The sequence below is a fragment of the Streptomyces sp. PCS3-D2 genome (assembly GCF_000612545.2).
Lineage (GTDB): Bacteria > Actinomycetota > Actinomycetes > Streptomycetales > Streptomycetaceae > Streptomyces.
Genome location: NZ_CP097800.1, coordinates 5,078,306 through 5,090,285, shown reverse-complemented (window position 1 = coordinate 5,090,285; position 11,980 = coordinate 5,078,306). Strand labels below are relative to the sequence as shown.

The following is an 11,980-nucleotide window of genomic DNA, read 5'->3' as shown; positions in this document are numbered from 1 at the left end:
CGGGGACGGCGTCGGCAGTCCGAACGAGGATCCGGTGGTCTTCACCCCGGCGGGTGATCAGTCCACCAGGTCCCGCACCACCGCATCGGCCAGCAGCCGCCCACGCAGGGTCAGCACAGCCCGCCCGGCCTCGTAGGGGCCCGGCTCCAGCAGCTCGTCGGCGAGGGCCTTGCGGGAAGCGGCCAGACCGGCCGGGGCGAGCAGGGACAGCGGGACGCCGTCCACGAGGCGCAGCTCCAGCAGGATCCGCTCCACGCGGCGGTCCTCCGCCGAGAGCAGCTCGCGCCCCGCCCCCGGGGAGCGCCCCTCGGCGAGGGCGGCGGCGTAGGCACCGGGGTGCTTGACGTTCCACCAGCGCACCCCGCCCACATGCGAGTGCGCCCCCGGTCCGGCGCCCCACCAGTCGGCGCCGCGCCAGTACAGCTCGTTGTGCAGGCAGCGCCCGGCGTCCGAGGTGGCCCAGTTCGACACCTCGTACCAGGAGTACCCCGCCTGGGCCATGACCTCGTCGGCGATCAGGTAGCGGTCGGCGTGGACGTCGTCGTCCGTCATGGGGACCTCACCGCGGCGGATCCGGCGGGCCAGCTGGGTGCCCTCCTCGACGATCAGCGCGTAGGCACTGACGTGGTCCGGGCCGGCCCCGAGGGCGGCGGCGAGGGAGTCGCGCCAGTCCTGGTCCGTCTCGCCCGGGGTGCCGTAGATCAGGTCGAGGTTGACGTGCTCGAAGCCCGCCGCGCGGGCCTCCGCCACGCACGCCTCGGGGCGCCCGGGTGTGTGGGTGCGGTCCAGGACCTTCAGGACGTGCTGCTTGGCGCTCTGCATGCCGAACGAGATCCGGTTGAAGCCGCCGGCCCGCAGCTCCGCCAGGTAGGCCGGGTCCACGGACTCCGGATTGGCCTCCGTGGTGATCTCGGCGTCGTCGGCCAGGCCGAACTCGTCCCGGATCGCCGCGAGCATCTGTACGAGGTCCCCGGCGGGCAGCAGCGTCGGCGTGCCGCCGCCGACGAAGACGGTGCGGACGGACCTCGGGTCGTCGCCGAGCACCTTCCGTGCGAGCCGGACCTCGTCGATCAGGGTGGCGGCGTAGTTCTCGCGGGAGGCGAGCACGCCTCCCGTGCCCCGTAGCTCGGTCGCCGTGTAGGTGTTGAAGTCGCAGTACCCGCAGCGTGTGGCGCAGTACGGGACGTGCAGGTAGAACCCGAGCGGCCGCTCCCCCGCGCCCGCCAGGGCGTGCGACGGCAGCGAGCCGTCTTCGGGCATGGGTTCACCGTCGGGGAGTGCGGAAGGCATACCCCCATCATCCCGCACCCGGCAGCCCGCCCTGCCCGCCCGCCTCCGGCCGCCGGCGCACCGGCGGCCGTGGGGGCGGGGCGCGGGGTGCGGGCCGACGCCCCGCACCGCCGGGCCCGCAGCGGGCGTCAGACCTCGCGGGCTCCCTCGTACATCTCTTCGATCAGGTGCTTGAACTCACGCTCGACCACCGGCCGCTTGAGCTTCAGGCTGGGCGTGAGGTCGCCGTGCTCGACGTCGAGGTCGCGCGGCAGGATCCGGAACTTCTTGACCGTCTGCCACCGCTGGAGGCCCTCGTTCAGGGTCTGGACGTAGGTCTCGATCAGCCGGTCGGTCTCCGGCGCCGCCAGGACCTCCTGGTACGTGCGGCCCTCCAGCCCGTTCTCGGCCGCCCAGCCGAGGATCGACGGCTCGTCGAGGGCGATCAGCGCCGAGCAGAAGTTCCGGTCGGCGCCGTGCACGACGATGGTCGACACGTACGGGCAGATCGCCTTGAACTGGCCCTCGATCTCGGCCGGGGCGACGTACTTGCCGCCCGAGGTCTTGATCAGGTCCTTCTTGCGGTCGGTGATGCGCAGGTAGCCGTCGGGCGACAGCTCGCCGATGTCGCCGGTGTGCAGCCAGCCGTCGGACTCCAGGACCTCGTCGGTCTTGTCCGGCTGCCCGTGGTAGCCCTCCATGATGCCGGGGCCGCGCAGCAGGACCTCGCCGTCGTCGGCGATGCGGACCTCGGTGCCGGGGAGCGGCTTGCCGACCGTGCCGGTGCGGTACGCCTCGCCGGGGTTGACGAAGGAGGCCGCGCTGGACTCCGTCAGGCCGTAGCCCTCCAGGATGTGGATGCCCGCGCCGGAGAAGAAGAAGCCGATGTCGGGAGCCAGGGCCGAGGCGCCGGACACGGCGGCGCGCAGCTTCCCGCCGAAGGCGTCGCGGAGCTTGGAGTAGACGAGCGCGTCGGCGATCTTGTGCTTGGTGGTGAGGCCGAGGGGGGCGGTCGCCCGCCCGGTGCGGCGGTAGTTGTCCTGCGTGACCCTGGCGTACTCGCGGGCGACGCCGGCGGACCACTGGAAGATCTTGTACTTGGCGCCGCCGGCGGCCCGGGCCTTGGCGGCCACGCCGTTGTAGACCTTCTCGAAGATGCGCGGGACGGCGGCCATGTAGGTGGGCTGCACGACCGGCAGATTCTCGATGATCTTGTCGATGCGGCCGTCGACGGCCGTCACGTGACCGGCCTCGATCTGGCCGGAGGTCAGCACCTTGCCGAAGACGTGGGCCAGCGGCAGCCAGAGGTACTGGACGTCCTCCTTGCCGATCAGGCCGGTGGCGACCATGGCCTTGGCGAGGTACGACCAGTTGTCGTGCAGCAGGCGCACGCCCTTGGGGCGGCCGGTGGTGCCGGAGGTGTAGATGAGGGTGGCGAGCTGGTCGGAGGTGATGGACGCGATGCGCTCGTCGACGGCCCCGGGGTGCTTGGCGAGGTGCTCCTTGCCTCTCTCCTCCAGCTCGGCCAGCGAGAGCACCCAGCCCTCCGGGTCACCCTCGACGGCGACCGCGTCGTCGGCGTCGAGGACCACGACGTGGCGCAGGCCCGGCAGGTCGGCGCGGCGCTCGCGCGCCTTCGCCAACTGCTTCGCGTCCTCGGCGATGAGCACCCGGCTCTCGGAGTCCGCGAGGATGAACGCCGACTCGTCCGCGTTGGTGCTGGGGTAGATCGTGGTGACCGCGCCGCCGGCGCACATCACACCGAGGTCGGAGAGGATCCACTCGACCCGGGTGTTGGAGGCGAGCGCCACACGCTGTTCCGTTTCGAGGCCGAGGGAGATCAGCCCGGCCGCGATGGCGAAGACCCGGTCGGCGGCCTGACTCCAGCTCAGGGACTTCCAGTCGTCCGGTGCGCCCTGGCCGCCGGCCGCCGGCACCGGATACCGGTAGGCCTCGTCGTTCGGCGTCGCGGCGACGCGCTCACGGAAGAGCACCGCCACGGTGGGCGGGCGGTTCTCGAGATAGGTCTGTGTGTCGCTCACGACATCCTCCGGACCGGTCCACGCGGCAGAGCGTGGGCGTGGGGCGCTGGGTGCGCTTGGGACTGGCGGGTTTGCAGCCGCTGACTTTTTAAACTGACGAGTAACCGTTGAGCAGTGATCAGCCTAGAGCGCCTCCGGCGTGCGCGTAAGAGCCAGTGAGCGGCCGGTTCATAACGAAACAGGCCCCTGCGCCGATGCGCGGGGGCCTGTGTACGCCGGGTGACGGAGGGACGGCTACTTCTTCTTGCCGCCGGACTCGTCACTGGAGAGGACGGCGATGAAGGCCTCCTGCGGGACCTCCACGGAGCCGACCATCTTCATGCGCTTCTTGCCTTCCTTCTGCTTCTCCAGCAGCTTCCGCTTGCGGGAGATGTCACCGCCGTAGCACTTGGCGAGGACGTCCTTGCGGATGGCGCGGATGGTCTCGCGGGCGATGACGCGGGAGCCGATCGCGGCCTGGACCGGCACCTCGAAGGCCTGCCGCGGGATCAGCTCGCGCAGCTTGGCGACGAGGCGCACGCCATAGGCGTAGGCGGCGTCCTTGTGGCAGACGGCGGAGAAGGCGTCGACCTTGTCGCCGTGCAGCAGGATGTCGACCTTGACCAGGCTGGAGGCCTGCTCGCCGGTGGGCTCGTAGTCGAGGGAGGCGTAGCCGCGCGTCTTGGACTTCAGCTGGTCGAAGAAGTCGAAGACGATCTCGGCGAGCGGGAGGGTGTAGCGGATCTCGACGCGGTCCTCGGAGAGGTAGTCCATGCCGAGGAGGGTGCCGCGGCGCTGCTGGCACAGCTCCATGATCGCGCCGATGAACTCGGTCGGGGCGAGCACGGTGGCCCGGACGACCGGCTCGAAGACGTCCTTGATCTTGCCTTCGGGGAACTCGCTCGGGTTGGTGACGGTGACTTCCTTGCCGTCCTCCAGGACCACCCGGTAGACCACGTTGGGCGCGGTGGCGATCAGGTCGAGACCGAACTCGCGCTCCAGGCGCTCGCGGACCACGTCCAGGTGGAGCAGGCCGAGGAAGCCGACGCGGAAGCCGAAGCCCAGCGCCGCCGAGGTCTCGGGCTCGTAGACCAGCGCGGCGTCGTTGAGCTGGAGCTTGTCCAGGGCCTCGCGCAGGTCGGGGTAGTCGGAGCCGTCCAGCGGGTAGAGGCCCGAGAAGACCATCGGCTTCGGGTCCTTGTAGCCGCCGAGGGCTTCGGTCGCGCCGTTGTTCAGGCTGGTGATGGTGTCACCGACCTTGGACTGGCGGACATCCTTCACGCCGGTGATGATGTAGCCCACCTCGCCGACGCCGATGCCGTCGGCCGGGGTCATCTCCGGGGAGGAGACACCGATCTCCAGCAGTTCGTGGGTGGCGCCGGTGGACATCATCTTGATGCGCTCGCGCTTGTTGAGCTGGCCGTCGACCACACGGACGTACGTCACGACGCCGCGGTACGAGTCGTAGACCGAGTCGAAGATCATCGCGCGGGCGGGGGCGTCCTTGACGCCGACCGGGGCCGGGACGGTGGCGACGACCTTGTCCAGCAGGGCGTCGACGCCCATACCGGTCTTGGCCGAGACGCGCAGCACGTCGTCGGGGTCACAGCCGACCAGGTTCGCGAGCTCCTCGGCGAACTTCTCCGGCTGGGCGGCCGGCAGGTCGATCTTGTTGAGGACCGGGACGATCGCGAGGTCGTTCTCCATCGCCAGGTACAGATTGGCGAGGGTCTGCGCCTCGATGCCCTGGGCGGCGTCCACCAGCAGGATCGTGCCCTCGCACGCGGCGAGCGAGCGCGAGACCTCGTAGGTGAAGTCGACGTGCCCAGGGGTGTCGATCATGTTGAGGATGTGGGTGCTGCCCTGACCCTCGCCCGTGGTGGGCGCCCAGGGCAGTCGCACCGCCTGGGACTTGATCGTGATGCCGCGCTCACGCTCGATGTCCATGCGGTCGAGGTACTGGGCGCGCATCTGCCGCTGATCGACGACACCGGTGAGCTGGAGCATCCGGTCGGCAAGGGTCGACTTGCCGTGGTCGATGTGCGCGATGATGCAGAAATTGCGGATCAGCGCCGGGTCGGTACGGCTCGGCTCGGGCACGTGGCTGGGGATCGCGGGCACGCAGTGTCCTGATTCTCGGGTCGCAGTCGGAAGCGTCTTCGGAGCGTCGGTCGCAGCGGACGGCCCGGCTCCGGTCGCTCTCGGCGGCACGATGTCGGTCCATACGCAGGCTCCCATGGTCCCATGGACGGGGCAGTGCGCTCGGTTTGGGCCGCCGGGAGCGTGCCTGGTAGCCTGGGCAGCTGTGTCTCGCATGCCCTCTCACCAGGGGGACCCTGGACGAAGTCCGGGGGAGGGACACCATCCGAAGATCAACCCCTGAACCTGAAAAGGCTCTTTCGTGGCGAACATCAAGTCCCAGATCAAGCGGAACAAGACCAACGAGAAGGCTCGCCTTCGCAACAAGTCGGTCAAGTCCGAGCTGCGCACCTTCATCCGCAAGGCCAACGAGGCCATCCTCGCCGGCGACGCGGAGAAGGCCACCGCTGCGGCCCGCCTGGCTTCCAAGAAGCTGGACAAGGCCGTCTCGAAGGGTGTCATCCACAAGAACGCCGCCGCCAACAAGAAGTCGGCGCTGGCCTCCAAGGTTGCCGCCATCTGAGTTCCGCACTCGATGTGATCGCCGGAACGGACCCAGCGGGCCCTCTCTCCCGCTCCTGACCGGCAACCCGCTCCGCACACGAAGCGTTCGCCACGCGGGTGCGGAGCAACCGAGCAGTGACCGAAGGCCCCGGTCGTCCCCCTTCCCCAGGGTGACGACCGGGGCCTTCGCGCAGCCCGGGCAGGAAAGCGGGACGGGCGGGGCAGGGCCGGCGGTCAGCGGCGCTGGGGGCGGGCCGCGCGGGCCACCGCGACGACCGCCTTCTCCAGGGCGTACTCCGGATCGTCGCCCCCGCCCTTGACGCCCGCGTCCGCGGCGGCCACGGCGCGCAGGGCGTCCGCGACGCCGTCCGCCGACCAGCCCCGCATCTGCTGGCGGACCCGGTCGATCTTCCACGGTGGCATGCCGAGCTCACGGGCCAGGTCCCCGGGGCGGGCCCCGCGCGGTGCCGCGGCGAGCTTGCCGATGGCGCGGACCGCCTGGGCCAGCGCACTGGTGATCAGGACCGGCGCCACACCGGTGGCCAGGGACCAGCGCAGGGCCTCCAGGGCCTCGGCCGCGCGCCCCTCGACCGCACGGTCGGCGACCGTGAAGCTGGATGCCTCGGCGCGCCCGGTGTAGTAGCGGCCGACGACGGCCTCGTCGATGGTTCCCTCGACGTCCGCGCACAGCTGGGCCGCGGCGCTCGCCAGCTCCCGCAGGTCGCTGCCGATCGCGTCGACCAGCGTCTGACACGCCTCCGGGGTGGCCGACCGGCCCAGCGTGCGGAACTCGCCCCGCACGAAGGCGAGCCGGTCCGCCGCCTTCGTCATCTTCGGGCAGGCGATCTCCCGGGCGCCCGCCTTGCGGGCGGCGTCCAGCAGGCCCTTGCCCTTGACTCCGCCCGCGTGGAGCAGGACCAGCGTGATCTCCTCGTAGGGCGCGGCGAGGTAGGCCTTGACCTCCTTGACCGTGTCGGCGGAGAGGTCCTGCGCGTTGCGCACGACCAGCACCTTGCGCTCGGAGAAGAGCGAGGGGCTGGCCAGCTCGGCCAGGGTGCCGGGCTGGAGCTGGTCGGAGGTGAGATCGCGGACGTCGGTGTCGGCGTCGGCGGCCCGGGCGGCCGCCACCACCTCCCGCACAGCGCGGTCGAGCAGCAGTTCCTCCTGCCCCACCGCGAGGGTGATCGGGGCGAGGGGATCGTCGGTGGAGTTCTTCCTGGTGGCCATCGCCCCCAGCATCCCACGCCGCGCTGACAGCCCCCCGCGCCCCGGCCCCCTCCACCGGGTGTTCGACAATGGCCCGGTGAACGTGCGACATGTACTCGTCCTGCCCGACCGCGACGCCGCCGAGGAGGTGGCCCAGGAGGCCGTCGACCGCTTCGGTCTCCCGGAGGAGCCGCAGTTGGTACGCGACGCGCTGGCCGGCGAGGACGACGCCGAGGACGCCCAGTGGCTGGTCGTCGTCGAGGATCCGCGGGAACGGCTCGACGCCACCGCTCTGGACGGCCTCGCCGCCGAGTACGAAGGCTGGCTGGAGGCCCCCTGAGCCCCGCCCGGGCCGGGGGGCGGAGGTCAGGCCTTGTGCACGATCTGGACGTCCAGCGTGATGTCCACGCTGGACCCGATCGCCGCGATCCCGTGCGCCAGCATCGACTGCCAGTTGAGGGTGAAGTCCTCGCGGTGCAGCTCGGCGGTGGCCCGGCAGGCCGCCCGCACCTCACCCTCCATGCCCGTCCCGAGGCCCAGGTACTGGGTGTCCAGGGTCACGGACCGGCTCACTCCGTGCAGGGTCAGCGCACCGGCAACGGCCCAGCGGCTGCCGCTGCGGTGCATGAAGCGTTCGCTGTAGAACTCCACCGTGGGGTGGCGGGCCGCGTCCAGGAAGTCGCCCGACCGCAGGTGGTCGTCACGCAGCCGCACCCCGGTGTCGATGCTCGCAGCATCGATGATCACGTGCATGGAGGAGTCCTCCATGCGGTCCGCTATCCGCACCGCCCCGGCGAACGTGTTGAAGCGCCCGTTGATGCGGGCCAGGCCGATGTGGCGGGCCGTGAAACCGATGGACGAGTGCGTCGGGTCGATCTCCCAGTGACCGGGCTGCGGCAGGACCGGGGGCTCCACCGCGTCGAGGACGATCTCCGCCGTACCGGGCTGCGCGGGGTCTCCCACGAGCGTGACCCCGTGGAACGGCGTGTACCCCTCTGCGGTGACGGAGAGCCGGTACTCCCCTTCCGGAACGGTGGCGGTGAAGCCGCCGAACGGGTCGGTCTCGCCGCCGACGATCCGGCGGCCGATCGGATCCGTCACCTCGAACGCGGCCTGCCGGATGGGCCGGTGGACCGTGTCGAGGACTCGGCAGCTGAGCAGACGCGCCGTCGGCGGCAGCGTCAGTGTCGCGGATGTGTGCGGGCTGGAACTTCCGGCCGACTCCATCCCCCGTCGGCGACCGAACATGACGTGTGCACCCCCGTGCTGTGTGGACTGGGACCGTTCTGGCGAAGACGCATTCGATCATGCTGTCGGGTTGTGGGCAAACAGAACACTCGCGCCCGGTATGGCCGCGTCGGTCACGCCGCCTCCTGGCCGGAAACGCACGCAGCCGAACGCCGGATCCACTGACGGCGATCGAGCCGTCGGTGTCGGTGCGCAGCACCGTCGCACCCACGGCCCGCAGGCGGGTGAGCGTACCCGGCGCGGGGTGCCCGTACCGGTTTTTTGTCCCGACGGGAACAATCGCGAGCCTGGGCCGGACCCGCTCGTACAGCCCGGGATCCTGGTGCGCGGAGCCGTGGTGGGCGACCTTGAGGACATCGACCGGCCCCAGCTGCGGATGCTCCCTCAGGAGGGCCTGCTGCGCGGCCGGTTCGAGGTCTCCGAGCAGGAGCAGGGTCAGCCCCGCGGCGCGCACCAGCAGGACGACGCTCGCGTCGTTGGGCCCCGGGAAGGGCGAGCCGCCCGGCGGGGGCCACAGCACCTGCCATTCCAGCGGCCCGGCTCGGCGCCGCTCCCCCTGTACGGCGCGTACCACCGGCACCCCGGCGGCCGCGGCGGTCCGGCGGACGAACGCGGCCTGCCCCGGCGGCTCCTCCAGCACGGTGGTCTGGACCACCCCCACGGAGCGGCCCCGCAGCACGCCCCGCAGCCCTCCCACATGGTCGGCGTGGAAGTGCGTCAGCAGCAGCATCGGCACCCGGCGCACCCCCAGCCCGCGCAGGCACTCGTCCACCGGCCCGGGCTCCGCGCCCGCATCCACCACCAGCGCCTCCCCCGGGCCGACGGCCAGAACGCCGGCGTCCCCCTGCCCCACGGCGCACTGGACGTAACTCCAGTCGGGCGGAGGCCAGCCGGTGAGCGTGCGGGTGAGCTGCGGCGGCCGCAGTACCGCGAGGAGCAGCAGCACCGCCAGCGCGGAGCACAGCCACCGCCGCCGCCTCCACCGGGCACCGAGAACCACGGCCGTCAGGGTGGCGGCGGTCAGCAGCAGGCCGCCGGCGAGTCCGCCCGGCCAGGAGAGCTCGGCGCCGGGAAGCCCCGCCCCGGCCCGCGCGACGGCCGCGATCCACCCCGCGGGCACCCCGGCGCACCGGGCGAGCACCTCCGCGGCGGGCATCGAGAGCGGGGCCGCGGCCAGGGTGGCGAAGCCGAGGACGGTCGCCGGACCGGCGGCCAGCTCGGCCAGCAGGTTGCACGGCACCGCCACCAGGCTGACCCGGGCCGCGAGCACGGCGACGACGGGCGCGCACACCGCCTGGGCGGCGGCGGCAGCCCCCAGCGCCTCGGCGAGCCGGGGTCCCGCCCCGCGCCGCCGCAGGGCCCCGCTCCACCGCGGAGCGAGGGTCAGCAGCGCCCCCGTGGCCAGGACCGAGAGCAGGAAGCCGGGACTGCGGGCCAGCCACGGGTCGTAGAGCACCAGCAGCAGCACGGCGGCGCCCAGCGCAGGAATCAGGGACCGGCGCCGGCCGGTGGCGATGGCCAGCAGGGTGACCGCCCCGCAGGCCGCCGCCCGCAGCACGCTCGGCTCCGGACGGCACACCACCACGAAGGCCAGCGTCAGGGCCGCCCCGCACACGGCGGTCGCCCGCAGCGAAAGCCCCAGCCGGGGCGCCAGCCCCCGCCGCTCGGCCTGCTGGGCGCGGCCCGGGGGCCCGATGAGCAGGAACAGCACCACGGTCAGGTTCGACCCGGAAACGGCCAGCAAATGGAGCAGATCGGTGGCCCGGAAGGCCTCGTGCAGGTCGGGCGGGACCCTGGACGTGTCCCCGACGACCAGTCCCGGCAGCAGGGCCCGAGCATCCGGTGCGAGCCCATCGGTAGCCCGGCGCAGCCCGGCCCGCAGCCGCCCCGCCAGCCGCTGAGCGGCATCCGGGCCACCGGTCACCCCCGGCGGCGTGTCACCGGCCGGGCGGAGCAGCGCCACGGCCCGCTCCCCGTCCCGCGCCGGGGCCAGCCGGGCGGCCACCTCCACCCGGGTGGAGGGCAGGAGGCGGGCCCATCCCGCGTGTCCGGCCAGCACCCGCACCGGCGTCGCGACCCGACTCCCCGCACCGTCGGGCCCGGTCACCCGGGTCACCACCGCGTCCAGCACCACCACCGGCGGCCCGCTCCCGCTCCGCGCGGTCCTGGGGTCGGATGCGACGGTGAGCTCCGCGAGGACCCGGGCGTGCTCCCGCGCCAGCCCGGCGACCGGCCCGGCCCGCGCCTCGGCCGACTGGAGCCCCGCGACACAGGCTCCGGCCGCCGCGGCCAGCAGGGCCGCCGCCACGGCCGGACCGACCCCCCACCGGGCCCCCTGACGCCCTCCTCGGACCAGCAGCAGCCCCGCGGCGGCCACCGCCAGCCCCGCACCGAGGGCGGTCGCCCCCACGGGTGAGTCGAGGGCGAGGGCGGCCGCCGCCCAGGCGGCCACGGCCGGCACCGCGAGCCGCAGATCCGCAGGCCCCGCCCCCTCCCCGCGGTTCACGGCCGCACCAGCGTGCGCAGGTCGGCGAAGCGCCGCTCGCCGATGCCGTTGACCTGGCGGAGCTCCTCCACGGACCGGAATCCACCGCGGGCGGTGCGGAAGTCGACGATGTGCTGGGCCAGGACCGGCCCCACCCCGGGGAGGGCGTCCAACTGCTCGACGGTGGCGGAGCCCAGACTGAGCGGCCCGGCGGCCGGACCGCCCGCGGCCGCTCCCGGCGGCGCCGTCGCGCCCACCAGCACCTGCTCGCCGTCCACCAGCACCCGGGCCCGGTTCAGCCCGGTGGTGTCCGTACCCGGACGCACTCCCCCGGCGGCGGCCAGCGCGTCCTCGACCCGGGACCCGGCTGGCAGGCGCCGCACTCCGGGGTCCCTGACCTTCCCGCCGACATCGACGACCACGGTCCCCGCGGGCCCCGCGCCGCCCCCTCCCCCTGCCGCGGCCGGCGCCGCGGCCACGGCCGGCAGCACCGCCGGGGCGGGGGCGGTCACGCCCTGCGGCCGGGCCGACCAGTACTGCTGCGCGGCGAAGCACACGGCGGCGACCAGGACCACCCCGACCGCAGCCACCGAGCGCGGCTCCACCGCGCAACGGGCCTGCAGCCATACCGGCAGCCGCTCCCGCACCGCCAGCCTCCGCGCGGCACCGGCGGTCAGGGCGCCGGCCACCGCACCGCCGGACGGTGCCGGCGGATCCTCCGCGGCCGACGGCGACGGGAGCAACGGCTGCAGGGGCGACGGCTGGCTGACCGCCGACTCCGGCGGGCCGGCACCGCCGAGCAGGGCTTCGGCCCTCCGCCGCACCGCGTCCGGCCCCGGGTCGGGACCCGGGTCGGGACCCGGGTCGGGACCCGGGTCGGGACCCGACCCCTCGTCCGGCCCAGGGAGCGGCCCCCGACGAGGACGTGCGGGCGCGCCGCGGAGGCCGTTGCGGCGCCTGCCGCCGCCACCGCCGCGCCGCAGGCGGCTGTCGGAGAGACGGGTACGGCCCGGGCCACTGGTGGCGCCCGACGGATACGCGATACGGGTTCGAAGAGTCATGCCACGACCGTAGAGACAGATCCCGACCACCGTCCGGATCCTTCAAT

8 protein-coding genes and 1 pseudogene are annotated in these 11,980 nt (G+C 73.1%); 2 read left to right on the top strand and 7 right to left on the bottom strand.

The annotated features are described in order from the left end of the window. Positions 1-57 precede the first annotated feature (57 nt). The 3 genes from hemW to lepA all read right to left on the bottom strand — a co-directional run bounded on the left by hemW (position 58) and on the right by lepA (position 5,411). Positions 58-1,290 carry a radical SAM family heme chaperone HemW gene (gene hemW / locus AW27_RS22350; protein WP_037923809.1) on the bottom strand — a complete coding sequence of 411 codons (1,233 nt, stop codon included), beginning with the start codon at positions 1,288-1,290 and terminating at the stop codon, positions 58-60. Positions 1,291-1,418: 128 nt separating this feature from the next. Further along, positions 1,419-3,311, bottom strand: coding sequence for an AMP-dependent synthetase/ligase (locus tag AW27_RS22345; protein WP_037923807.1), 1,893 nt, complete (start codon positions 3,309-3,311; stop codon positions 1,419-1,421). Between the two features lie 234 nt (positions 3,312-3,545). Then, complete coding sequence (gene lepA, locus AW27_RS22340; protein ID WP_037923804.1) at positions 3,546-5,411, bottom strand: translation elongation factor 4; 1,866 nt, start codon at positions 5,409-5,411, stop codon at positions 3,546-3,548. A gap of 280 nt (positions 5,412-5,691) precedes the next feature. Between lepA and rpsT the strand changes: the two genes are divergently transcribed. Then, positions 5,692-5,952 (top strand): 30S ribosomal protein S20, encoded by a 261-nt coding sequence (rpsT, locus tag AW27_RS22335; RefSeq protein WP_030030523.1) that lies wholly within the window; start codon positions 5,692-5,694, stop codon positions 5,950-5,952. A 215-nt stretch (positions 5,953-6,167) separates the two neighbouring features. Here the strand turns inward: rpsT and holA are convergent, their stop codons facing one another. Beyond that, positions 6,168-7,160 carry a DNA polymerase III subunit delta gene (holA, locus tag AW27_RS22330; protein WP_172671352.1) on the bottom strand — a complete coding sequence of 331 codons (993 nt, stop codon included), beginning with the start codon at positions 7,158-7,160 and terminating at the stop codon, positions 6,168-6,170. Between the two features lie 76 nt (positions 7,161-7,236). Between holA and AW27_RS22325 the strand changes: the two genes are divergently transcribed. Then, the gene (locus tag AW27_RS22325) at positions 7,237-7,479 is read left to right on the top strand and encodes a hypothetical protein (RefSeq protein WP_037924385.1); all 243 of its coding nucleotides are present in this window, start codon (positions 7,237-7,239) and stop codon (positions 7,477-7,479) included. Positions 7,480-7,505: 26 nt separating this feature from the next. Here AW27_RS22325 and AW27_RS22320 read toward each other — a convergent pair whose 3' ends face one another. The 3 genes and pseudogenes from AW27_RS22320 to AW27_RS22310 form a co-directional block, all read right to left on the bottom strand. Then, positions 7,506-8,387, bottom strand: coding sequence for a YceI family protein (locus tag AW27_RS22320; protein WP_201773412.1), 882 nt, complete (start codon positions 8,385-8,387; stop codon positions 7,506-7,508). A gap of 136 nt (positions 8,388-8,523) precedes the next feature. Next, positions 8,524-10,893, bottom strand: a pseudogene (locus AW27_RS22315) (ComEC/Rec2 family competence protein); the annotation flags it as partial. Then, entirely contained in the window at positions 10,890-11,933 is a 1,044-nt protein-coding gene (locus tag AW27_RS22310; RefSeq protein WP_236647698.1) for a ComEA family DNA-binding protein, read from the bottom strand. The pseudogene AW27_RS22315 and the gene AW27_RS22310, both read right to left, overlap by 4 nt. Positions 11,934-11,980 lie beyond the last annotated feature (47 nt).

Coding starts and splice junctions, on each gene's coding strand:
- hemW (WP_037923809.1), bottom strand. CDS start 1,290: ATGCCTTCCGCACTCCCCGACGGTGAACCCATGCCCGAAGACGGCTCG.
- AW27_RS22320 (WP_201773412.1), bottom strand. CDS start 8,387: ATGTTCGGTCGCCGACGGGGGATGGAGTCGGCCGGAAGTTCCAGCCCG.
- holA (WP_172671352.1), bottom strand. CDS start 7,160: ATGGCCACCAGGAAGAACTCCACCGACGATCCCCTCGCCCCGATCACC.
- AW27_RS22310 (WP_236647698.1), bottom strand. CDS start 11,933: ATGACTCTTCGAACCCGTATCGCGTATCCGTCGGGCGCCACCAGTGGC.